Genomic DNA, 21,532 nt, shown 5'->3' with positions numbered 1-21,532 from the left:
ATAATGACCCAATACCAAGCAAACAACCGGGAGAGATTTGCACATGACAAAGATCACTAACATCCTTCGCCGTAGCGTCCTTGCAGGCGGGATTGCCGCATTGGGTCTGACCCTCGCCCCCGCCGCCTTCGCGGATGAGCTGGAAGGCCTGAAGGAACGCGGCGTGATGAAGATCGCCATGACGGGGCAATACCCGCCTTTCAACTTCGTGAACGACCAGAACGAAGTTGTCGGCTTTGACCCTGCGATCGGCGCAGAGATCGCCAAGCGTATGGGCATCGAGGTCGAGGTGGTGACGACCGCTTGGGACGGGATCATTGGTGGGTTGCTGGCCAATAAGTTTGATGCGGTTGTAGGCTCTATGTCGATCACGGCAGAGCGGCAAAAAGTGATCGATTTTGTCGGTCCTTATTATAACACCAAGCGCGCGTTTTTCACCGTGGCCGGTTCCGATATCACCACGCTGGAACAGCTGGACGATGCCGTTATTGGCCTGACTTTGGGCGAAACCCATGATGAATGGGCCCGCGCGCAGGGTTACAACGTAAAAACCTACAAAGGCCTGCCAGAGCTGCTTATGGAGCTGACAAACGGCCGGATTGATGTGGTGATCAACGATTCCATCCCGGTTTTGTTGGCGATGAAAAGCGGGCAGTATGATCTGGCTGAAATCCCGGCGCCAGATGCCGAAAAATTCCCCGCAGGCATCGCCATTCGCAAGGGCAACCCAGAGCTGAAAGCCGCAATGCAGGCCGCGCTGGATGAGATGATGGAAGACGGCACCTATATGGAGCTTGCGAACGAATGGGTCGGCGGCGACATCCGCTAAATCCACTTCGTGAAAAGCCTGCCGGGGGTTCCGGCGGGCTTTAAGCGCGCAAAACTATCTCCAAAGGGACTAAAATGGATATTGACCTGATCCTTCGCGTCTATCCCTTCTTTGTGGAAGCGGCGTGGGTCACGATTGAATTGTCAGTTCTGACCACGATTTTAGGGCTTACGTGCGGGGCCTTGGGGGCTGCTGCCCGGCTGTCGCGTAACGTGGTGTTGCGTGCGATCGCGGCGGTGTACGTCAGCATTTTTCGCGGCACGCCTGCGCTGATCCAACTGTTCATCCTCTATTTCGGGGGACCGCAGATTGGCATCAATCTGGATGCCTTTGATGCCGGGGTGATCGGGCTGGGCGTCAATATCGGTGCCTATATGACCGAAACCATACGGGGCGCCATCGTTTCCGTCGACAAGGGCCAGACAGAGGCCGCGCGCACGCTTGGCATGTCGCGTTGGGAAACTATGCGCAAAGTTGTGCTGCCGCAAGCCATGCGCATGATGATCCGGCCCTTGGGCGTGAACATCAACGCGCTGATAAAAGGCACGGCCCTGGTTGCCGCCATTTCGGTGGTGGAGCTGACCTACACCGCGCAGCGCTACATCGGGTCCACCTATAAACCGTTCGAGATGTTCCTGCTGTCGGGCATTTTGTACATGGTCATCATTTATATCGTCGGCCAAGGCATTTCATGGTTGGACCGCAAGGCGCGGATCGTATGACCGGGCAAGGGGAGAACCGCTATGGGACTTGATTTTAGCGTCGTGCCCGGCTACTTCGGCGTGCTTTTGCAAGGCATGGCATGGACGGTGGCCATCACTCTAGGTGCCGGTATTCTGTCGTTTTTCGGCGGTATCATGTTCGCCGTGGCGGCCCTTTATGCACCTTGGTTTATCCGCCTGCCGATGCGCTTGTTTGCGTGGCTTTTCATGGGCACACCACTGCTGCTGCAACTGTTCTTGATCTATTTCGGGCTGATCCAGATCGGGATCGACCTGCCTGCCTTTGTTGCCGGCATCATCGGCTTGGGGCTGCATTTTGCGGTTTATAATTCGGAACTGATCCAATCCTCGATCTTGGCGGTGGATAAGGGCCAATATGAGGGCGCGCGCACGCTTGGTCTTTCACGCGGGCAAACCCTGCGCCGGATCGTTATTCCGCAGGCGGTTCATGCGGTTATCCCGCCGATGGGCAACAATATGATCGCCCTGCTCAAGGATTCCGCGCTGGTGTCCGTGATCGGCGTGATGGAGCTGACGCTGGCCGCACAGCAATCTATCAGCCGCACCTACCGGCCCTTTGAATTCTACCTCGCCGCTGCTTTTTGCTATTATATCATCAACCTCGCGCTGGAGGCTGGCTTGCGTCGGCTAGAACGCCGCATAGCCGCTTCGCGCTAAGGAAAGGAGGCAAAGATGACATCATCCGCCTTTGTGGAAATCAAGAACGCCGCCAAGAGTTTTGGCAATTTGCAGGTGTTGCGGGATATTAACCTGACCGTTGAACGCGGGCAGATCGTGGCCATTATCGGGCCGTCGGGGTCGGGTAAATCCACCCTTCTGCGCGCGATAAATGAGCTGGACCCGCTGACCTCGGGTGAGGTGTGGCTGGAGGGTGTGCAGATCAACCGCAAACTGCCGCCGCGCCAGTATGAAAAGCATGTGAACCAGGTGCGTCAGGATATCGGGATGGTGTTCCAGCACTTCAACCTGTTTCCGCATCTGACCGTGCGCGGCAATATCACGCTTGCGCCGCGAATGTTGAAAGGCATCAGCGAGGCCGATGCGGATGCGCTGGCCGAGGAGCAACTGCTTAAGGTTGGCTTGTTGGAGAAGATCGACGAATACCCCTCGCGCCTGTCGGGCGGTCAAAAGCAGCGTGTCGCCATCGCGCGCGCCTTGGCGATGAAACCCAAAGTGATGCTGTTTGACGAGGCGACATCTGCGCTTGACCCCGAGCTGGTCGAAGAGGTCAATCAGGTCATGAAGCAGCTGGCCGAGGAACATATGACCATGGTCATCGTCACCCATGAGATGGATTTCGCCGCCTCGGTTTGTGATCGGGTGATCTTTATGGACGGTGGTGTGGTGGTCGAAGAAGGCCCGCCAAGTGTGCTGTTCAAAAACCCGCAAGAGGAACGCACACGCAACTTCCTGCGCAAACATCTTGCACGCAACGGGGACTAAGATGTCAAACCTGTTCTATCAGACCAAATCGCCCCGCCCTTTGCTGGACAGGGCGCAGGGCATCTATATGTGGGATGTCGATGGCAAACGCTATATCGACGGGTCCTCGGGGGCGATGGTGTCGAACCTCGGGCATTCCGACCCTGACGTGCTGGCGGCAATGCGCGCGCAGATGGATAAATCCACCTTCGGCTACCGGCTGCATTTCCAGACCGAAAGCTCTGAGGAACTGGCGCGTAAAACCGCCGCCCTCGCGCCCGAGGGTCTGAATAAGGTTTTCTTTGTTTCCGGCGGGTCCGAGGCGGTGGAAAGCACGCTTAAACTCGCACGGCAATATGTACTGACGCAGGGTCAGGCGCAGCGCTACAAGGTGATCTCGCGCTATCCATCCTATCACGGCTGTACTTTGGGCGCTTTGGCCATCACCGGCTATGCGCCGATGGCGGCCCCCTTTGATCCGATGATGCAACGGATGCCGAAAATACCGGCGCCGCGCGCCTATCTTGATGGTTTGGATGCGGATGATCCAGCGACGGGCCTGCATTACGCCAACATGCTGGAGGCGGCGATTTTGCAAGAAGGCTCCGAGACCGTTATGGCCTTTGTGGTGGAGCCTGTCGGCGGGGCCTCTACCGGGGCATTAGTGCCGCCTGCGGGCTATATGCAGCGGATCCGTGAGATATGCACACAATATGGCGTGTTATTGATCCATGATGAGGTGATGACAGGCGGAGGCCGAACGGGGCGGTTTTTCGGCGCGGAACATTGGGGCACGGTGCCGGATCTGATCGCGCTTTCCAAAGGTTTTGGCTCTGGCTATGTGCCTTTGGGGGCGATGATCGCACGGGATGATATCGTTGAGGCCGTAATGCAAAACGGCGGTTTCATCCACGGTTTCACCTATGCCGGCAACCCTTTGGCCTGTGCGGCGGGGGCGGCGGTGCTGGACCAAATCGCCAAGCGCGATCTTGTCGGTAACGCGGCGCGTGTAGGTGCGGTGTTGCAAGAGCGGCTGGAAGGCTTGATGCAACGCTACGCCCTGATCGGGGATGTGCGAGGCAAAGGCCTGCTGACAGCATTTGAGCTGATGGCCGATCGCGCGACCAAAGCGCCGCTTGATCCGGCGCTGAACGCCCATGCGCGGCTGGTTGATATCGCCTATGATAACGGGTTGATCATCTATTCGCGGCGCACACGGGGCGGCACTTCTGGCGACCACTTCCTTGTCTGCCCGCCGCTGATCACAAGCGAGGCGCAGGTTGATGAGATCACCGAGATCCTCGACCGTTCCCTTGCGCAATATATGGCGGAACTGCCCGCAAAGGTGGCCTAAGATGTCAAAAATCATCATCACTTGTGCTGTGACCGGCTCCATCCACACCCCCTCGATGTCGCCCTATCTGCCGGTAACGGCGGATGAGATCACACAAAATGCGGTGGATGCCGCCGCTGCCGGTGCCGCGATTTTGCATCTTCATGCTCGCGATCCACTGGATGGTCGCCCGTCATCCGCGCCTGAGCATTTCATGGCCTTTCTGCCACGGATCAAGCAGGCCACAGATGCGGTGATCAATATCTCGACCGGCGGTAGCGCCACGATGACGCTGGATCAAAGGCTCGCCGCCCCGAAACTGGCCGCGCCAGAGATGTGCTCGCTTAATATGGGCACGATGAATTTCGCGCTTTATCCGGCGGCTGACCGGATTACCGAGTGGAAATTTGACTGGGAAAAGCCGTTCTTGGAGAATTCCGACGATCTGGTGTTCAAGAACACCCCCCGCGATATGGCCCATGTGATGGAGCAGATGGGTGCGCAGCGCGGTGCCAGGTTCGAATTTGAATGCTATGATGTAAGCCATCTCTATATGCTGCGCCATTTTGTGGATCGCGGATTGGTGCAGGCGCCGCTGTTTATCCAGTTTGTCTTTGGCGTTTTGGGGGGCATCGGGCCGGACCCGGAAAACCTGACGCATATGAAGCTGATCGCGGATAAGCTTTTCGGGCAGGACTATACGTTTTCGGTGCTTGCAGCGGGTCGTCATCAAATCCCGCTGATCACCATGTCGGCGATTATGGGCGGGCATGTGCGTGTCGGGCTGGAAGATAACTTGATGATCTCGCGCGGTGTTTTGGCAAAATCCAATGCCGATCAAGTCGCAAAAATTCGCCGGATCGTCGAAGAGCTGGGCCGCGAAGTCGCCACGCCCACAGAAGCGCGCGCGATGTTGCATCTGAAGGGTGCTGACCGGACGACGATGTAGATGCGTATCTTTCCTGTCACCACAGCGGATATTCCCCTTCTGCACGAAGCGCTTACCCGGCTTTCGCAAGATCTGGGAGATCAGCATTTGGCCAGCCTTTCCGCGCTGACGGCTGCTGCACCAACGTGGCGCGCACTTTTGGCTGTGGATCATTCGCCAATTGGCGCGCTGTTGGCGACGCCGCTTTTCTCGACGACGCGGGGCGGCATGGGGCTTTATATTTCCGATCTGTGGGTGTCAGAAGAGGCGCGCGGGCAGGGGGTCGGCCAGCGTTTGTTAGCGGCAGCTTTGCAGGAATGGGACCCGGCTTTTGTGAAACTATCTGTCTATGATGCCAATTTACGCGGGCAGCAGTTTTATGAACGCGTAGGGTTTTCTGCCCAAGATGAAACCAACATGATTTTGAACGGGGTGGCGCTGGATCGCCTGAAAGGACAGCCATGAAGGCGATATTTGACGAACGGCAATGGAAGCATCAGCCCAAGAATTTTATGGCCAACGGCGCGCTTTTGCCCAACCCCGAACAGCCGGAGCGCATTGACCGGCTGTTGATCGGGGCAAAGGCTGCAGGCTGCACGGTGCAGGCGCCGGATGATGCGGGGCTTGGCCCGATTGCCGCAATCCACTCGGCGGAATATTTGACGTTTTTGCAAAATATCTATACGCGATGGCGGCGGATTGATGGCGCTGGGGAAGAGGTTATCCCCAATATACACCCCGCAAATAGGACCGACAGCTACCCGAAATCCGCGATCGGACAGGCTGGATTTCACCAAGCTGATACCGCCTGCCCGATCGCAAGCGGCACTTGGGAGGCCGCTTACTGGTCTGCCCAAAGTGCTATAACCGGTGCTGATCTTTTGACGACAGAGCGTGCGGTTTATGCGCTATCGCGTCCGCCGGGACACCATGCCTTTGGCGACCTTGCAGGGGGTTTTTGTTTCTTGAACAATTCCGCCATCGCCGCCGAACGGCTTTTGGCGCAAGGAAAACGGCCAGCGATTCTGGATGTCGATGTTCATCATGGCAACGGCACGCAGGGCATTTTTTATAATCGTCGGGATGTGTTGACGGTCTCTCTCCACGCGGATCCGGCGCGGTTTTACCCGTTCTTCTGGGGCCACACCGATGAGAGAGGCGAGGGCGCAGGGCTGGGGTATAACCTTAATCTTTGCCTGTCTCGTGGCACGGATGATGCGGGTTTTCTGGCGGGGCTGGATGTTGCATTGCAACAAATTCGCAGTTTTGGTGCGGATGTGGTGGTGGTTGCCTTGGGCCTTGATGCGTTTATTGACGATCCGTTTAAAGGTCTTGCGGTCACGACCGAGGGGTTTGGCCGAATTGGTGCTGCAATTGCGGGTCTGGGCCTGCCAACCCTTTTTGTCCAAGAGGGTGGATATCTGTGTAAAGAGCTTGGCGATAATTTGACCAGCACGTTGACCGGGTTTGAGAGCGCGTAACGCAGGCTCCGGCCTAGCTTTTTTTGTTAAGCTTGTGTTGCAAGCGGCCCAAAACCTGCGCCCGACCGAACGCTAGCTGTGCCTCTTTGCGGGCCTCCATCCATTCCGCAGTTTGGCGGGCGAGTGTGATATTGATCTCTGCCCGCCGTGCATCTGCCCATTGTTCATATCGCAGCATGGTTTGGGCTTGGGCGATGGGCTCCATCTCCGGCTTTTCCGTTACGCGCAAACCTTCCAGACGCTGTTGGCTTACCGTACGAGCGGCGGCGCAGGCTTGTAGCTTACCAAGATGCTGATCAACGATCATATCCGACAGCGCCTTCAGTTTTGCCAGCCGTTTCAAATCGCTCATCGGGGCGTCCTAGGATTGGCGCGCATCTTTTTGCGCATGGCTTCGGCAAAGCGGATGGCGGCCGCAACGGCGCGGAATTGTTCTGGATGAACCTCCTCCCCGATCTTCAAATTGGCATAAAGCAGGCGCGCGGTTGGTGGATCTGAATGGAGGGGAACGCCCGCCTCGGTCGCTTTTTCCCGGATACGGGCCGCAATTTCGTCAACACCCTTCGCCACACAAATCGGAGCCCGACGAGAGTTTTTATCCCATTTCAAAGCAACAGCGAAATGGGTCGGGTTGACCACGATAACATCAGCAGTTGCGACATCGGCCAGCATAGAGTTGGTGGCGATCTCTTGCGCTTTTTGTCTGCGCTTCGCCTTCATGTGGGGGTCGCCCTCCGAGTTTTTATGCTCGTCCATCATCTCTTTTCGGGACATGCGATTGGATCGCATATGCTCTGCCCGCTGCCAGAAGTAATCGATGCCGCCGATGGAAAATGCAATTAGCGCAATCAAAGCCAAAAAGCGGAGTACTTTTTCCATCAGCATCGCCGTGGCCAAGGCAGGAGAGAGATACATCATGCGCAAGATCCCCTCTGCCTCATACTTGAGAAAGGTGAACAACAAAAAGCCGATCACAAATAGTTTGGCAGCACTTTTCGCAAACTCGAACAGGCCTTTTCGGCCAAATTTATTCTTGGCGCCAGATATCATCGAGATACGGTTCAGCTTCGGTACCAGCTTTGACGGGGCGAACAGCATGGCTCGTTGGGCAATTACCATTAAAACAGCTGTGATGAAGGGAAGTAAAAAGAAGGCAGAGAGAGCGGTGGCAAAAGTCAGAATGATGCCGCCGATGCTACCGCCCGCGCCATTTTTCATCATGGTCGACAGGCGGTCAGATTGCCCGAGAAGTACAGCGCCTGCTTCGCCTGCCTTGATCAGGGATGCACCACCAACGGTCACACCTGCCAATAAGAAACCTGCATAGGATGCTGCGGTCGTTAGATCAGCTGATCGCGGGATTTCCCCCTTTTTTCGGGCGTCGTCCAGTTTCTTCTGTGACGGCTCGTGTTCCTTTTCTGATGGGCTTTGGTCGTCGCTCATGGCGCGACTACATATGGATTGGCAAGATATGCATCAAGCGCTGTCATCCAAAGGCTCAACATAAGGGGGGTGGCGATCGCCATTAAAACAAGGCCGCCCAATGTCAACGCAGGCGCCCCCACAAGGACCACCATCAACTGCGGCATCGCGCGGTTGATGACGCCAAGCGCGATATTGTAAATCAACGACGCGGCGAGAAAGGGGGCTGCCATTGAAAATGCTAGGGAAAAGGCCGCGCGTATCTGCGCGACACCCCAATCTGACAGGATGGAGCTATCGGGAAAGATGCCGAAGGGAAGCACGTTATAGGATAGGATTAAAACCTCGGCCACGCGGACATGCAGGCCTGAAGCGACCGCTAACGCCAGACCGGCCATCACGAAAACATGGGATATTGCAGGCTGCGGTTCTGCACCCTGCCCACCAAAAAGCTGCGACAGAGAGGTCGACTGTGCGACCAATGTGCCGGCAATTTGTAGGGCAAAGACAAACATCCGAAACCCGATACCAAGGGCCAATCCGGCAGCAACCTCGGTCGCAAGGGGGAGTGCGAACCCCTCCTCTATGCCGGGGGCGCGTGCGACAACGGCTGGCGCGATGATCATTGTAAAGCAAACAGTCAGGGCGAGGCGAACGCGTTGTGGGACGGATTGCTCACCAAATGCGGGAAGCAGCGCCATCACCGCGCCAACCCGTACGAAAACCAGTAAGGTGGCCCAAAGCCAGCTTTCTGTCTGGTTCGTCGCTGCAAGCAAACCGTTCAGCAGATCGTTCATACGGGGACTTGCCCTATCATCGCGGCCCGGACTTCCAACCCGATTTCATCGTAAGAAAGAACCGGAGTCGTCAATCCTTTTGTCCCCAAGACCGTGCGCAAAAACCGTCGCCTCAGGGTGGAGGTGACAAGGGCGGGTTGCACCCCGGTTTCTGCAGCCTTGTTAAGCTTTTCAGCAAGGTTATTGGCCAAACGGTTAAATTGATCTGGCGGAAGGGCGACGTCGCGCTGCCCTTTTTCGCCATCAATTTGATAAGTCGTGAATTGGGTTTCCCACTCTGGCGCGAGCTGGATGAGGGGGACAGTTCCATCTTCACGACGCAAGGCGGCAACCAGTTGGAACCCCAGTCGTTGACGAACATGCTCAACGATCGTTTCCGGAGGGCCCATGCCGCGAGCCTCGGCGATCGCTTCAAGGATCAGCGGCAGGTTCCGGATGGATACACGCTCTTCCAGCAGCAAGCGCAAAACGGCGAGCAGCAGATCAACAGGCACCTTGTCGGGAACAAGCTCATCCAGCAGGCGGCGGTTTGCCTCTGCCCGAACAGGGTCAGAAAGGTTGACAAACTCATCCATCAACCGGCGCAGGCCACGTAAGCTAAGCAGACGCGACAGGTTGTTCTTGAGAACCTCCAGCAAATGGGTTGCCAAGACTTCTGTCGGGGACACAACGGTAAAGCCAATGATCGACGCATCCTCTTGCGCGTCAGGCGGGATCCAGCGGGCGGGCGCGCCATAGACCGGTTCGCGCACATCCATACCTTCGGGCGGCGGTAGATCGTCGGATAGCAGGGCGAGGACACGATCAGGGAACAACCGGTCGCGTACCTGCTCTACGCCTTGCAGACGAATGCGGTAGGTGCCAGGCGGCAATGACGCCTCATCTGTCAGGCGGATTTCGGGCAGGATCAGACCGAAAGAACTGGCGATATGATTGCGCATATTGGCAATTCGGACGTCGAGACCTGTTGCGGGATCCAGTACCATCGCGACAAGGTCGGGTGCAAATTCAATATGGATATCATCAAAATCAAGGACATCGCCAAGACGCTTTTCTGGGGGTGGTGCAGGGGTGTTGGCTTCCTCTGCTGGTTGCCTTGCTGCGGCGCCTGCGACCCAATAGGCAGACCCGCCCAGTATCAGCGCACCCGCCATGAAGGGAAGAAACGGCAAGCCAGGAACAAGAGCGAACAGTGCCAGCAGGAATGCAACAGTTGCCAACGCGCCCGGGTAACGCCCCAATTGCGCAAAGAAAGAAACGTCGGCCGCACCGACCGCCCCGCCCCGCGCCAACAAAAGGGCCGCCGCGATAGAGATGACAACGGCCGGAATTTGGCTGACAAGCCCATCGCCGATCGTCAAAATTGCATATGTTTCAAAGGCCTGACCAATAGGCATGCCATGGACTAAGGTGCCCATCACCAGACCCATGACAATGTTGAGCAAGGTAATCAACAATCCTGCAACCGCATCCCCTTTTACAAATTTCGAGGCGCCGTCGAGGGAACCAAAGAAATTCGTCTCGGCCAGCTCATCCTCACGACGGCGTTTTGCCTCGGCGTGGTCAATCGCACCGGCTGACATATCGCTGTCAATCGCAAGCTGCTTGCCGGGCATCCCGTCCAAAGCAAAACGTGCGCCAACCTCGGCCATTCGGCCTGCGCCTTTGGTGATAACCATGAAGTTCACGATCAAAAGCACGCAAAACGTCACAACGCCCAGCAAGACAGAGCCGCCCATAATGAAATTGGCAAAGCCCTCAATCACGTTCCCGGCCGCGGAAGTGCCGGTATGTCCTTGGCCGATAATCAGTTTCGTGGATGATACGTTAAGTGCCAGCCGCAGCATCAGGGATGCAAGCAAAATGGTGGGAAACGCCGAAAACTCTAACGGGCGTTGGATGAATAGCGTTACGGTGAACATCAAGATCGCCAAAGCGAAAGAGATCGACAGCCCAATGTCCAGCATCCATGAGGGCACGGGTAGCACCATCATTACAATGACGGCCATCAGCGCCAGTGCCAGCAGGATCGTCGGCTGAAAAATCGTGCGCAGATTAAGGTTGTTCACTGCAGACCTCCGATCATGGGGCGCCCTTTTCGGCGCAAATTGATAAGAGGACCGCGTGCCCCGACCAAGCCATATCGACTTGGTACCGGCGCAACCTTACGTACTTGGGGCTGTCGGACCGGTGGCGCGGCGGCAAGATGGGCTTCGTACAGCGTTTTCAAGCGGCTGACATAGGCCTGCGCGCGTGGCTCACTGCGGGAATGATAATGGCCGACGGCCTGACGCCAATCACCCGTTTCAGCATATAGGCGTTGCAAAAACTGCGCTGCATATAGTGCATTATCACGCGGGGAGAACATCGTTTCTATATTCGGGAATGCTTGGCCGTGCCAACGGAAATTCAACTGGAAGCAGCCAACGTCTATATTGCGTGTGCCTTGTGCCATCAGCCCGTTGACGTAGGAAATCGCCGACGGCGCATCCGCGAACCAGTTGCCCTTGTTGCCGGATTGCACCGCCCATGGCCATGCTGCAAAACGATCTTCCTGCTGGTTTGTGCGCCCGGTTTCGGCAAGCGTAACGGCCCGTAAAATGGAGAGCGGCACCCCTGTCTCTGTCGCCGCATATTGCGCCGCCGATTCACACAGCATCGAGGGGGAGGCAACGCCACGCCCGACAAAGGCCCCATGCGCCGCAAGGAAGGTAAAAAGCGCGGATAGCAACATTCGCATTGGCAACCCATCAATATCGAGGGGCATTCTGCACCCACATACCCGACAGTAGGGTCAAATCCTTTCCAATCAGTAACCAAGAATTTGGAAACAGCAGATAATCGCGCCAAGATCAAAAAACTGCGGTGCAAAAGCGATGTGATTATCGCGTATCAGGCAGCCGCACGCCCCGCCCAAAGGCCGGTCGCAAGGCAAGCTGTCAGCAAATAGCCGCCCGTCGGCGCTTCCCAATCCAGCATCTCTCCGCAGACGAAAACACGGGACAGGGCGCGCAGCTCCAACCCTTCGGTCAAGGCCTCCTGCGCAATTCCACCGGCCGAGGAAATTGCTTCATCCAGTGGGCGCGGGCCCGCCAAGGGCACGGGCAGCGCCTTGAGCAGTATCGCCAGATCATCGGGCAGCGGGCGGCCCCATTCTTGCACCAAAGCGACCGCAACAGGCGAAAGGCCCAGCTTGCGCAACCGTGCAGACACACTGTCACCACGCCGCCCCTTTGCCAGACGAGTACGGATGGTTTCGGGTGCCAGATCGGGCATCAGATCCAGATGCAAGCTGGCCCCTTGGCGCAGGTCACGGCTGATCGCATAGATCCCGCCACCCTCTAACCCCTTGGCTGAAACAACAAACTCTCCCCGCTCACGCGGACCATTTGACAGGCAAAGTGCAGCCCCCTTGATCGGCTGACCGAAATGGCGGGCCATATGGGCTGACCAATCTATGCCAAAGCCCATATTGGCCGGTTGGAACGGGGTGACCTTCACGCCGCGTGACTCCAGCATCGGCACCCAGGCCGCATCGGAGCCGAGCCGCGCCCAGCTTGCCCCGCCAAGGGCCAGAACGGTGACCGTAGGCTTTACGGCTACGCGCCCATCAGGGGTGTCAAAGGCGAAATTCTCGCCCTCGAATCCGGTCCAGCGCCACCGCGTGCGCAGATCCACCCCCGCCCCTGAAAGGCGCCCCAACCATGCCCGCAATAACGGTGAAGCCTTCATCGCCACCGGAAACACCCGCCCTGATGACCCTGTAAACAGCTCTTGCCCCAAGTCGCGGCACCATTCCTGAACTTGCGAAGGGCCAAAGTCGTGCAGCATCGGGGCCAGCCAAGGGGCATCAAAGGCCGCATTAAAATTCGCCCCCGCATGGGTGATATTGAGACCGGATTTTCCGGCCATCAGAAACTTGCGGGCGGGGCTTGGTTTGGCTTCTGCCACCAAGACCTTGTGGCCGACGGCGGCCAGCGCCTCGGCGGCCATCAAACCGGCGGGACCGGCCCCGATGACCAAGGCATCTATGGTAACCGTATCGGTCATGCTGTCTTTTGCTGAACTGGAGAAACCGCAGCTGTGGTGTCGCTGTCGCTTTCTGTATCGTCGGGCAGCTCGGCCACCGATTGCGCCTTTGCCAAGGCGGCAACCAGATCGGCGCGGGTGACAATCCCGACCATGCGCCCCGCGTCCAGAACGGGGACGGCTTGCTGCCCGCCCTTGGCCAACAGATCAATCAACATACCCAGAGGCGTCTCCTCGGTCACGGTGCCGACTGTTGTGACCATCACCTCTGCCGCGACGGGTTCAACCACATCCCGACTGGCCCGCAAAAAGCGCGATAGAACGCCGTCTTCGGATTCCGGCTTTTGGAGGGTGCGGACCAAATCCGTCTCGCTGACAAGGCCTTGGAACATGCCATCAAAACCGATCACCGGCAGGGTCCGCACTTTGTGCTGCCGGAAGAGGGCGGCAATCTGGCTGACCGGCATTTGCGGATGGGCTGTCACCAGCTTGCGGGTCATGATCTGGGCGCTTTGCACACCGTCAAACAGGTGTTCAGCGGCAAGGTTATGGGCAGCGTCGATCAGCCGGGCAAGGTCTGCGGGGCCAATGTTTACGTCCAGCCGCAGCCGTTGCAGGATGGCCGACAGATCTGCGCTTTCGATCATCGGGCGCAGGCCAGCCTCTCCGACGGCACGGGGGGCGTGATCAACAGGCTGGCGGAACGGATAGACGCGCCCCGTCATGCGGTTATAAACCACGGCGACCGCCAGCAGCAAAACCGTATCAAGCAAGACCGGGCTGAAGACATAGGAAAAGCCGACCTCGCGCACCGCATCTGCTGTAAGCACCGCGCCAAGGGCCACCCCCGCAGCCGGGGGATGTGTAGCGCGCAAAAGCATCATCGCAATCATCGAGCAGGTGACAGACAGGCCAAGCGCCAGCCATGGCTCGGTCACCAGCATCACCATAATCACGCCGACAAGCGCCGAAACCGTATTGCCGACCACCGCCGACCATGGCTGTGCCAAGGGGCTGGAAGGCACGGCAAAAGCCAGCATCGCCGTGGCCCCCAATGGCGCGATCAGCAGTAATGTCGGGTCAAGCCCGGTCGTGCTTGTGGGGGTCATGGTCAACCGCACAAGGAAGGTGCAGCAGGTCAGGCCAACGCCGGCCCCGATACAGGCGCGCAGCATCTCGCGGGTGGGCGGGCGACCTACGGAGGGGCCAAGCGCCCGCATTATGCGGCGCCAGCGTGTCACTTCGGCGCCATCGCAAGCCGGATCAACGCGCGTTCCATCACGGCCATAGTCGGGGCGCGACTGGAGGAGCGGAGGGTTAAATCGGTTTCCAGTAATTCCCCCAAGGCCCATTCCAGCACCGGCACCCGCCAGCCTTGCAGCTGCCGTAGCATCCTGTCTCGACGCGGTCCGAATACCCGCGCCCGCAGCAAGCCATTGGCCGCCCCGCCACCATCGGTCGCCGCCGCGTGTAGCGCTTTGAAATGCCGCATTGCCCCGATGCACAGGGTTACGGGGGCGACGCCCTGCCCCTCCAGCCGCCGCATCAAGGCACCGACCTGCCGCTGGTCACGCTCTGCCACGGCGTGGATCACGTCATCCACCTCGGTATCGATTGTGGCGGGCGCACAGGCGGCCACGGCATCGGACCCAAGCGGCGTATCAATGCCCCAATGATACAGCGCTATCTTTTCAAGCGTTTGGCGAAAATCACCGGGGTCCAGCGCACGGGCCAACACGCCCAGATCGGTCATCGCCTCGGGTGAGATTGCGCGCAAGCCGGCGCGTTTGAGTTCGGCCTCGATCTCTTCTCGGCTTGGCGGATCATCATACAGCCCGATTGAGACCGCCGACCCCGAATCGTCAAACACCTTCTTCAGTGCCGATTTCCCCGTAAGGTTACCCGCCGTGACCACGATCACCGCATCGCCGGGCCGCCATTCGCGCAAAGCATTCGCCAGCATCGGGGCAAGCCCGTCGGTCGCCTCCTCGACAAAGGCGACGCGCGGGCCGGGAAAAAAGCCCTGCGTGCGGATCGCATCCGACAAGGCCGCCCCGTCACGGCGCAGATCGGCGGCGGGTAGGCGGGTCAAGCGCATCTCGGCCTCACCCTCCGGGCCAACCAGCGCCAGAATCGCCTCTTGCCGTTTAAGCGCGACCCGCATCGCATCGGCGCCAAAAATCAGCAGCCCGGCCTTTGTGGCATCGGGCGCGGAAAGATATTTCGCCGCCTGCTGCCCCTTCAGGTTCATTGCGCGCCGGACCAGTTTGCCGAGGTTGCGATGATCTGGCTGACGATCTGATCCGCCAGAATCCGCATCAAACGAAGGGAGGCATCTTCCTCGGCAGCCAATCCCGCCACGGTCGATCCGGTCGCAGAATAGGCGGTAAAGCTTCTGGCCTGCCCGCCCGTCACCTGCGCACCGCTTGCCACATTGGCCAGTTGCCAATCCACGGTGCCAACCAGATGATAGCGGGTGGTGGCGTTATCGGTCGAAATGCCGACACCATCGGTGGTCAGCTTGATCGTATAAGACAGCGCAAAACGCGGCACATCGGACGGGCCAAGCCGCTCTTCCAGCCGTTCCACCAGATCAAAGGCGGGTTTGTCGCGCGGCTCATCCGCCAGAATCGCGTTTTGCAGATTGGAGGCGGCCCCCCCCGGCGCATAGGCCGGGGTGAAGCCGCAGGCCGCAAGGGCCAGAACACAGAACAAAAGTGCTTTAGATAACCACATTGACGATACGCCCCGGCACCACGATCAATTTCTTTACAGGTTTGCCTGCAAGGAACTTTACCACAGCATCATCCGCCAGAACCCGTTTTTCAACCTCGGATGTGGGCATATCTGCGGGAATGGTAATTTCCCCGCGCCGCTTGCCGTTAATCTGGATTGGCAAGGTGACCGTGTCCTGCACCAGCATTGCCGGATCCGGCTGGGGCCACGGGGCCTTTGCGACCAAGCCGGTGCCGCCTTGCTGCGCCCAAACTTCCTCGGCCAGATGGGGAACCATGGGGGACATCAACTGCGCAAGGGTGCGCATCGCCTCTTGCATCGCAGGCTTGCCCGCTTGCGATTTCGACAGCGTATTGGTGAACTCATAAAGCTTGGCGATTGCCTTGTTGAAGGCAAAGCCCTCAATCGCTTGGGTCACATCCTGTGCGATACGGTGCATGGCGCGCAACAGGTCGTCATCGCCCTTGCCCTCGGCATCGGGCATTTGTGCGATCCGTTCGCTTAGGACCCAAACTCGGTTGAGGTATTTCGCCGTCGCCTCTGCGCCCGAGGCAGTCCATTCCACATCACGTTCGGGCGGGCTGTCGGACATCACGAACCAACGTGCGGTATCGGCGCCGTAAGTCGCGATGATATTCATCGGATCGACCACGTTCTTCTTGGATTTCGACATCTTGATGATCGGGCCAACCTCAACCGGCGTGCCGTCTTTCAGGCGCGCGCCTTTGTCGGTTTTCTCAACATCTTCGGGCATTTGCCAGACAGGGCGGCCATCGGCCCCTTTTGTGGCATAGGTTTCATGGGTCACCATGCCTTGGGTAAACAGCGCGTTGAACGGCTCAATCGCGGATGCGGGCAGATGTCCGGTTTTATGCATCGCGCGTGCAAAGAAGCGCGAATAAAGCAGGTGCAAAATCGCATGTTCCACCCCGCCGATATATTGGTCGACGTTCATCCAGTATTCGGCCTCGGCCGGATCGGTCGGTGTCGCGGCATGTGGCGAGGTAAAGCGCGCGTAATACCAAGAGCTATCCACGAAGGTATCCATCGTATCGGTTTCCCGCCGTGCCGCAGCACCACATTTCGGGCAGCTGCAATCGCGCCATGTCGGGTGCCGGTCCAGCGGGTTGCCGGGGATGTCGAAGGTCACATCATAGGGCAGCTCGATCGGCAGGTTTTCTTTGGCCTCAGGGACCACGCCGCATTTCTCACAATGGATCACGGGGATCGGGCAGCCCCAATAGCGCTGACGGGAGACCCCCCAATCGCGCAGACGGTAATTGGTGACGCCGCGCCCCACGCCCTTTTCCTCGCAAAAGGCGATGGCGGCATCAACGGCATCGGCGCCGGTCTGCACCTCTTCGCCCGCAAAGCCGCGGATATAGCGGACGGGTTCGGATTTCATCGGCACGAAGGCCTCGGTCAGCACCTCTTCCTCGGCGCCCTCGGGGACAAAGACGGGGGGAATCGGCAGGCCGTATTTGCTCGCAAATTCGAAATCGCGCGGATCATGCGCCGGGCAGCCAAAGATCGCGCCGGTGCCATACTCCATCAACACAAAGTTCGCGATATAGACAGGCAGCTCCACCGCTGTATCAAACGGATGGCGCACCCGAACGCCGGTATCAAGCCCGCGCTTCTCGGCTTTTTCCAACGCTTCTTCCGAGGTGCCGATCTTGCGGCATTCCGCGACAAAGGCTGCAACCTCGGGGGAATGACGTTCCAGATGTTTGGCCAATGGGTGATCCGGAGAGATCGCTGCAAAGGAGGCCCCCAGCAATGTATCGGGCCGGGTTGTGTAAACCTCTATCCGGTCAAACCCCTCGGGGGCATCCACGGTGGAAAAGGCAAATTGCAAGCCGCGCGATTGGCCGATCCAGTTTGCCTGCATCAGGCGCACCTTCTCGGGCCAGTTTTCTAACCCGTCCAACGCTTCAAGCAATTCCGCAGAATAATCCGAGATTTTGAAGAACCACTGCGTCAGCTCGCGCCGCTCCACCGCCGCGCCAGACCGCCAGCCTTTGCCATCAATCACCTGCTCATTTGCAAGCACGGTCATATCCACAGGGTCCCAGTTCACCACGGCATTCTTGCGGTAGACCAGCCCTTTTTCCATCATATCGATGAACATCGCCTGCTGCTGGCCGTAGTATTCGACATCACAGGTCGCGAATTCCCGGCTCCAGTCGATCGACAGGCCAAGGGGCTGCATTTGCCCGCGCATGTCTGCGATATTGCTGTAGGTCCAGTCCTTGGGGTGGCCCCCCCGCTCCATCGCGGCATTCTCGGCGGGCATCCCGAAGGCATCCCAGCCCATCGGGTGCAGCACGCTAAACCCGCACGACCCCTTATACCGCGCGACAACATCGCCCATGGTATAGTTGCGCACATGCCCCATGTGGATGCGCCCCGATGGATAGGGGAACATCTCCAGCACATAATACTTGGGGCGGGTGGTGTCGCGCTTGGCGGTGAACACGCCCGCATCAGCCCAGGCCTTTTGCCAACGAGATTCAATAACAGCGGGATCATAGGGCATGACGACGGGCCTCTTAGCAGGGGATCAAATATCCCGAGCAGTTAACCCACAAGGCCCCATAACGTCCAGCCGTAATGCCCAAATCATATGGGGTTAAAGCTTGCTGTCCCTGATCCGCAATTGGCGCGCACGGGTCAAAATCGCATCTTCCACGGCGCGCTGGGTGTCACGGCTAACCGACGCCCCGCCCCGCGTTTGCAACGAAAGCTTCAACGACCGCGCATCAAGCGCCGGATCTTGCACGTAAACCGTGGCGCGATAGGCACGCCCGCCACCCGGCGGCACACCGTATCCGGTCACGATCACGCCGGTAAACGGATCAACCGTCTGTACCGGCAAAAAGTTCAGAATATCCAGCGAGGCGTTCCAGATGTACTTGTTCACCTCAACCGTGGTGTTCGGATCATCGGCATTGCGGAACAAGTCCCAGACGGTTCCGCCCCGCGATTTGCCCACTTGTGGCAGGTCGTCCTGCTCTGCGCGCATATTGTATTCGGCGTCATTGTTGCGCTGTGCGGCGTCACGAACCGCTTCAGGGTCGCTGGGGCCACCCATAAACCCTCCGCCACAAGAAGCGGTTGCTACGACCGTCACAGCCATCACTGTGGCGCGAAGAAGAAAAAGGCTCATACGGATCTCCCGGCTCTGATAGCCGTTTGTCTAGCTTAGCGACCCCTTTGGAACAAGGGGTTTCAATACATCTGCTATAGGGCGCGCCAGAAACAGGCGCAAACCCCCATTTTGCACCCCTTATATATGCCCCCACCGGAGAATCGCCCGCCCCAGCGATTCCGCCGGTCTACCGCCCCAATTCCACGCAATCTGGCGGTAAAGGCTGCCCGCGGCCCGCAATCCCGCCCGAATCCTGCAGCCGCCCGCATCAACTGTGGCATTGACGCACCACAAGACACGTGTTTCCCGCCGCGCCTTTGGTCAGCGTTGCAAAAAGTGCGGGAAACGGTGATGAAGCATGCATACCCAGTTTGGATTTCCCCGAGTTGGGCAGCACCTTTAAAACACACGAGGGAAGACGATGAAAAAAATCCTTATCGCGACAACCGCACTCATCGCAACTGCTGGCCTGGCCCAGGCTGACATTGCAATCTCCGGCGTTGCAAAAGCTGGTTTGATCTACAACAGCGAAGGCGAAGAAAGCACACGCGTACACAACGAAGTCTTGCTGACATTCGACGGCACTGGCGAAACTGATGGTGGCCTGCAGTTTGGCTTCAACACCAACATCATCATCGAAGACAATGGCGGCGTTGCAAACGACGACACCACTGTGTTCTTGTCCGGCGCATTCGGCAAACTGTCCTTCGGTTCCGTTGCTGAAGCTGACGAAGTTGCTGGCCTGTCCGACATCGGCTGGGAAGGTCTGGACGTTGATGACGTTGCAGAAGCCCTGGTTGGCGACGAGCTGGAAGACATCCTTGACGTAGACCTGAGCCACAACGTAAACTACACATACGCAACTGGCGCCCTGACATTCTCCTTGTCCGGTCAGTTGGCTTCCGGCGGCCACGGCGCTGACAACGTTGACAGCTATGCAGCTGGCATCAAGTACAGCTTCAGCGACGCATATGTTGGCCTCGGCTACGCTGACCACGGCGTTGGCATTGCTAGTGCAGACGTTGTTTCCGTATTCGCTGGTGGTACATTCTCCGGTGTTAAAGTTGCAGCTCTCTACTCCGACGCGTCGCTCAAAGACGGTCTGGGCGGCAAAGCTGACGCAAAAGCATACGGTCTGAACGCTTCCTACACCATGGACGCACTGACATTGTCCTTGGGTCTTGGCAAAGCTGACTACGACGGCGTTACTGACCACACTTCGGTTGGTATCGGTGCTGCTTATGACCTCGGTGGCGGTGCATCCGTACACGCTGGTCTCGCACAGGTTAAATCTCCTGGCGACGAAAACCTCGAAGCGTTCCCAGACGGTGCTAAAGCTCTTGCTGACGACAAAGAAGTCCGCGCTGACTTCGGCGTAACTTTCACATTCTAATCTAACCGATTAGTTTATGGGGAAAGAGCGGGCCTTGTGCCCGCTCTTTTCTTTTTTGCGATAGGGTTATGCCGATTCTGCCCAAACCAAGGCACCGGCTTGCCAATGCGCTTTCCTTGGGGCACCCTGAACCTCTACCGACCGGATAAAAGGCGCAGGTCATGTCTTTCAACACCCTTGCAACAGCCCTTGTTTTGCTCGCCAGCCCCGCCATGGCAGAGCTGAAACTTTCAGGCGAGGCTAAGATGGGGCTTGTCTTTGACGGTCAGGATTTGGCGGCCCTAAGCGGCGCACAAGTCACCGCCCATGCTTACGGCACCACCGATGGTGGGCTGGAATACGGCATTATCATGGATATGGACGTCAGCAACTTTAACCGCGACGATGATCCCCGCGCCCAAGTGTATATCTCTTCGGGGGGGCACAATCTGCGCGCAGGCACCGGCGTGAAAAGTGCTGTCACATCGCTGCAAGGCCCCTCAATCTCGGATGCGCCATGTTGCAAGCTGGGCTATTGAGTGGCTAATATACTGAAATCAAAGATTTAGAAGTGATGGCTGCGGCCGATCACCTTCATCCATCGCATTGTAAAACCGCCAAAAAGGCCGTCCGTTATGTCCCTTCCTGCCATTCAGTCCCGTTTGATCTCTGCCTGCAAGGCCGCTGGCCGTGACCCTTCGGATGTGACGCTTATCGCTGTCTCCAAGGTTCAGCCGCTTGAACTGGTGCGCGCGGTTCTGGTCGAGGGGCAAAAGGTTTTCGGCGAAAACTATGTGCAAGAGGCGCAAGGAAAATGGCCCGACCTGCGCGCGGAATTCGGCCCGCTTGAGGTTCATATGATCGGCCCGCTGCAAACCAATAAGGCCAAGGTTGCGATGGATCTTTTTGATGCGATCCATACGCTTGATCGCCCCTCACTCGCGACAAAACTTGCCAATCTTGCGCAGCAACGCGGCAGTTGCCCCAAGCTGTTCATCCAGATCAACACAGGCGAAGAGCCGCAAAAGGCCGGTGTTTTGCCCGCCGATACCGATGCTTTCATCGCCACCGCCCGCGCGCTTGACCTTCCCATCACCGGCTTGATGTGCATCCCACCGGAAGGCGAAGACAGTACGCCACATTTCAACGCCCTTGCCGCATTGGCCGCCCGTAACGGCTTGACGGGCCTTTCGATGGGGATGAGCGGTGATTTTGAGGCTGCTATTGCCGCAGGGGCCACCCATGTTCGCGTCGGCTCTGCTATTTTCGGCGCGCGCGACTATAGCTAG

General features: G+C 58.1%; 22 protein-coding genes. 11 read left to right on the top strand and 11 right to left on the bottom strand.

The window, feature by feature from the left end:
• Positions 1–43: 43 nt before the first annotated feature.
• The 8 genes from EOK75_RS08095 to EOK75_RS08060 all read left to right on the top strand — a co-directional run bounded on the left by EOK75_RS08095 (position 44) and on the right by EOK75_RS08060 (position 6,736).
• Positions 44–829 (top strand): transporter substrate-binding domain-containing protein, encoded by a 786-nt coding sequence (locus tag EOK75_RS08095; RefSeq protein WP_137193467.1) that lies wholly within the window; start codon positions 44–46, stop codon positions 827–829.
• A gap of 74 nt (positions 830–903) precedes the next feature.
• Entirely contained in the window at positions 904–1,551 is a 648-nt protein-coding gene (locus EOK75_RS08090; protein WP_137193466.1) for an amino acid ABC transporter permease, read from the top strand.
• A gap of 21 nt (positions 1,552–1,572) precedes the next feature.
• A complete protein-coding gene (locus EOK75_RS08085) occupies positions 1,573–2,229 on the top strand; it encodes an amino acid ABC transporter permease (protein WP_137193465.1) in 657 nt (218 codons plus the stop codon).
• Positions 2,230–2,244: 15 nt separating this feature from the next.
• Entirely contained in the window at positions 2,245–3,015 is a 771-nt protein-coding gene (locus EOK75_RS08080; RefSeq protein ID WP_137193464.1) for an amino acid ABC transporter ATP-binding protein, read from the top strand.
• A gap of 1 nt (position 3,016) precedes the next feature.
• Positions 3,017–4,348 carry an aminotransferase family protein gene (locus EOK75_RS08075; RefSeq protein ID WP_137193463.1) on the top strand — a complete coding sequence of 444 codons (1,332 nt, stop codon included), beginning with the start codon at positions 3,017–3,019 and terminating at the stop codon, positions 4,346–4,348.
• 1 nt (position 4,349) lies between these two features.
• Positions 4,350–5,276 carry a 3,5-dioxohexanoate:acetyl-CoA acetone transferase gene (gene kce / locus EOK75_RS08070; protein ID WP_137193462.1) on the top strand — a complete coding sequence of 309 codons (927 nt, stop codon included), beginning with the start codon at positions 4,350–4,352 and terminating at the stop codon, positions 5,274–5,276.
• Positions 5,277–5,720 (top strand): GNAT family N-acetyltransferase, encoded by a 444-nt coding sequence (locus tag EOK75_RS08065; RefSeq protein WP_137193461.1) that lies wholly within the window; start codon positions 5,277–5,279, stop codon positions 5,718–5,720.
• The gene (locus tag EOK75_RS08060) at positions 5,717–6,736 is read left to right on the top strand and encodes a histone deacetylase family protein (protein ID WP_137193460.1); all 1,020 of its coding nucleotides are present in this window, start codon (positions 5,717–5,719) and stop codon (positions 6,734–6,736) included. The genes EOK75_RS08065 and EOK75_RS08060 overlap by 4 nt, the downstream gene beginning before the upstream one ends.
• Before the next feature lie 13 nt (positions 6,737–6,749).
• Here EOK75_RS08060 and EOK75_RS08055 read toward each other — a convergent pair whose 3' ends face one another.
• From EOK75_RS08055 to EOK75_RS08005, 11 genes are all read right to left on the bottom strand, one after another.
• Positions 6,750–7,088 carry a hypothetical protein gene (locus tag EOK75_RS08055; RefSeq protein WP_137193459.1) on the bottom strand — a complete coding sequence of 113 codons (339 nt, stop codon included), beginning with the start codon at positions 7,086–7,088 and terminating at the stop codon, positions 6,750–6,752.
• On the bottom strand, positions 7,085–8,179 hold the full coding sequence (locus EOK75_RS08050) for an EscU/YscU/HrcU family type III secretion system export apparatus switch protein (protein ID WP_137193458.1): 1,095 nt from the start codon (positions 8,177–8,179) through the stop codon (positions 7,085–7,087). The genes EOK75_RS08055 and EOK75_RS08050 overlap by 4 nt, the downstream gene beginning before the upstream one ends.
• Positions 8,176–8,955, bottom strand: coding sequence for a flagellar biosynthetic protein FliR (locus EOK75_RS08045; protein WP_137193457.1), 780 nt, complete (start codon positions 8,953–8,955; stop codon positions 8,176–8,178). Before EOK75_RS08045 ends, EOK75_RS08050 begins: the two co-directional genes overlap by 4 nt.
• A complete protein-coding gene (flhA, locus tag EOK75_RS08040) occupies positions 8,952–10,964 on the bottom strand; it encodes a flagellar biosynthesis protein FlhA (protein ID WP_240794044.1) in 2,013 nt (670 codons plus the stop codon). Before flhA ends, EOK75_RS08045 begins: the two co-directional genes overlap by 4 nt.
• A 56-nt stretch (positions 10,965–11,020) precedes the next feature.
• Positions 11,021–11,722, bottom strand: coding sequence for a lysozyme family protein (locus tag EOK75_RS08035; RefSeq protein WP_137193455.1), 702 nt, complete (start codon positions 11,720–11,722; stop codon positions 11,021–11,023).
• Positions 11,723–11,847: 125 nt separating this feature from the next.
• Positions 11,848–12,987, bottom strand: coding sequence for a TIGR03862 family flavoprotein (locus tag EOK75_RS08030; RefSeq protein WP_137194342.1), 1,140 nt, complete (start codon positions 12,985–12,987; stop codon positions 11,848–11,850).
• A gap of 14 nt (positions 12,988–13,001) precedes the next feature.
• Positions 13,002–14,225 (bottom strand): HPP family protein, encoded by a 1,224-nt coding sequence (locus EOK75_RS08025; RefSeq protein ID WP_168199180.1) that lies wholly within the window; start codon positions 14,223–14,225, stop codon positions 13,002–13,004.
• Positions 14,222–15,235 carry a DNA polymerase III subunit delta gene (locus EOK75_RS08020; protein ID WP_137193453.1) on the bottom strand — a complete coding sequence of 338 codons (1,014 nt, stop codon included), beginning with the start codon at positions 15,233–15,235 and terminating at the stop codon, positions 14,222–14,224. The genes EOK75_RS08025 and EOK75_RS08020 overlap by 4 nt, the downstream gene beginning before the upstream one ends.
• Positions 15,232–15,720 (bottom strand): LPS assembly lipoprotein LptE, encoded by a 489-nt coding sequence (gene lptE, locus EOK75_RS08015; protein WP_137193452.1) that lies wholly within the window; start codon positions 15,718–15,720, stop codon positions 15,232–15,234. The genes EOK75_RS08020 and lptE overlap by 4 nt, the downstream gene beginning before the upstream one ends.
• Positions 15,707–18,259: a leucine--tRNA ligase gene (gene leuS / locus EOK75_RS08010; RefSeq protein ID WP_137193451.1), complete on the bottom strand. Its 2,553-nt coding sequence runs from the start codon at positions 18,257–18,259 to the stop codon at positions 15,707–15,709. Before leuS ends, lptE begins: the two co-directional genes overlap by 14 nt.
• Before the next feature lie 93 nt (positions 18,260–18,352).
• Positions 18,353–18,889: a DUF3576 domain-containing protein gene (locus tag EOK75_RS08005; RefSeq protein ID WP_137193450.1), complete on the bottom strand. Its 537-nt coding sequence runs from the start codon at positions 18,887–18,889 to the stop codon at positions 18,353–18,355.
• A 403-nt stretch (positions 18,890–19,292) separates the two neighbouring features.
• Between EOK75_RS08005 and EOK75_RS08000 the strand changes: the two genes are divergently transcribed.
• From EOK75_RS08000 to EOK75_RS07990, 3 genes are all read left to right on the top strand, one after another.
• Positions 19,293–20,264 carry a porin gene (locus EOK75_RS08000; protein WP_137193448.1) on the top strand — a complete coding sequence of 324 codons (972 nt, stop codon included), beginning with the start codon at positions 19,293–19,295 and terminating at the stop codon, positions 20,262–20,264.
• Positions 20,265–20,425: 161 nt separating this feature from the next.
• On the top strand, positions 20,426–20,782 hold the full coding sequence (locus tag EOK75_RS07995; RefSeq protein ID WP_137193446.1) for a porin: 357 nt from the start codon (positions 20,426–20,428) through the stop codon (positions 20,780–20,782).
• A 96-nt stretch (positions 20,783–20,878) separates the two neighbouring features.
• Positions 20,879–21,532 carry a YggS family pyridoxal phosphate-dependent enzyme gene (locus tag EOK75_RS07990; RefSeq protein WP_137193445.1) on the top strand — a complete coding sequence of 218 codons (654 nt, stop codon included), beginning with the start codon at positions 20,879–20,881 and terminating at the stop codon, positions 21,530–21,532.

Origin of the sequence: Pseudorhodobacter turbinis, assembly GCF_005234135.1 — a bacterium.
GTDB lineage: Bacteria > Pseudomonadota > Alphaproteobacteria > Rhodobacterales > Rhodobacteraceae > Pseudorhodobacter > Pseudorhodobacter turbinis.
The sequence above is the reverse complement of the archived record's forward strand: the minus strand, read 5'-3'. Positions and strand labels throughout refer to the sequence as shown.

Bases quoted from the DNA above. Each gene is read 5' to 3' on its own strand.
- EOK75_RS08095 (WP_137193467.1), top strand. From the start codon at position 44: ATGACAAAGATCACTAACATCCTTCGCCGTAGCGTCCTTGCAGGCGGG.
- EOK75_RS08090 (WP_137193466.1), top strand. From the start codon at position 904: ATGGATATTGACCTGATCCTTCGCGTCTATCCCTTCTTTGTGGAAGCG.
- EOK75_RS08085 (WP_137193465.1), top strand. From the start codon at position 1,573: ATGGGACTTGATTTTAGCGTCGTGCCCGGCTACTTCGGCGTGCTTTTG.
- EOK75_RS08080 (WP_137193464.1), top strand. From the start codon at position 2,245: ATGACATCATCCGCCTTTGTGGAAATCAAGAACGCCGCCAAGAGTTTT.
- EOK75_RS08075 (WP_137193463.1), top strand. From the start codon at position 3,017: ATGTCAAACCTGTTCTATCAGACCAAATCGCCCCGCCCTTTGCTGGAC.
- kce (WP_137193462.1), top strand. From the start codon at position 4,350: ATGTCAAAAATCATCATCACTTGTGCTGTGACCGGCTCCATCCACACC.
- EOK75_RS08065 (WP_137193461.1), top strand. From the start codon at position 5,277: ATGCGTATCTTTCCTGTCACCACAGCGGATATTCCCCTTCTGCACGAA.
- EOK75_RS08060 (WP_137193460.1), top strand. From the start codon at position 5,717: ATGAAGGCGATATTTGACGAACGGCAATGGAAGCATCAGCCCAAGAAT.
- EOK75_RS08055 (WP_137193459.1), bottom strand. From the start codon at position 7,088: ATGAGCGATTTGAAACGGCTGGCAAAACTGAAGGCGCTGTCGGATATG.
- EOK75_RS08050 (WP_137193458.1), bottom strand. From the start codon at position 8,179: ATGAGCGACGACCAAAGCCCATCAGAAAAGGAACACGAGCCGTCACAG.
- EOK75_RS08045 (WP_137193457.1), bottom strand. From the start codon at position 8,955: ATGAACGATCTGCTGAACGGTTTGCTTGCAGCGACGAACCAGACAGAA.
- flhA (WP_240794044.1), bottom strand. From the start codon at position 10,964: ATGGCCGTCATTGTAATGATGGTGCTACCCGTGCCCTCATGGATGCTG.
- EOK75_RS08035 (WP_137193455.1), bottom strand. From the start codon at position 11,722: ATGCCCCTCGATATTGATGGGTTGCCAATGCGAATGTTGCTATCCGCG.
- EOK75_RS08020 (WP_137193453.1), bottom strand. From the start codon at position 15,235: ATGAACCTGAAGGGGCAGCAGGCGGCGAAATATCTTTCCGCGCCCGAT.
- lptE (WP_137193452.1), bottom strand. From the start codon at position 15,720: ATGTGGTTATCTAAAGCACTTTTGTTCTGTGTTCTGGCCCTTGCGGCC.
- leuS (WP_137193451.1), bottom strand. From the start codon at position 18,259: ATGCCCTATGATCCCGCTGTTATTGAATCTCGTTGGCAAAAGGCCTGG.
- EOK75_RS08005 (WP_137193450.1), bottom strand. From the start codon at position 18,889: ATGAGCCTTTTTCTTCTTCGCGCCACAGTGATGGCTGTGACGGTCGTA.
- EOK75_RS08000 (WP_137193448.1), top strand. From the start codon at position 19,293: ATGAAAAAAATCCTTATCGCGACAACCGCACTCATCGCAACTGCTGGC.
- EOK75_RS07995 (WP_137193446.1), top strand. From the start codon at position 20,426: ATGTCTTTCAACACCCTTGCAACAGCCCTTGTTTTGCTCGCCAGCCCC.
- EOK75_RS07990 (WP_137193445.1), top strand. From the start codon at position 20,879: ATGTCCCTTCCTGCCATTCAGTCCCGTTTGATCTCTGCCTGCAAGGCC.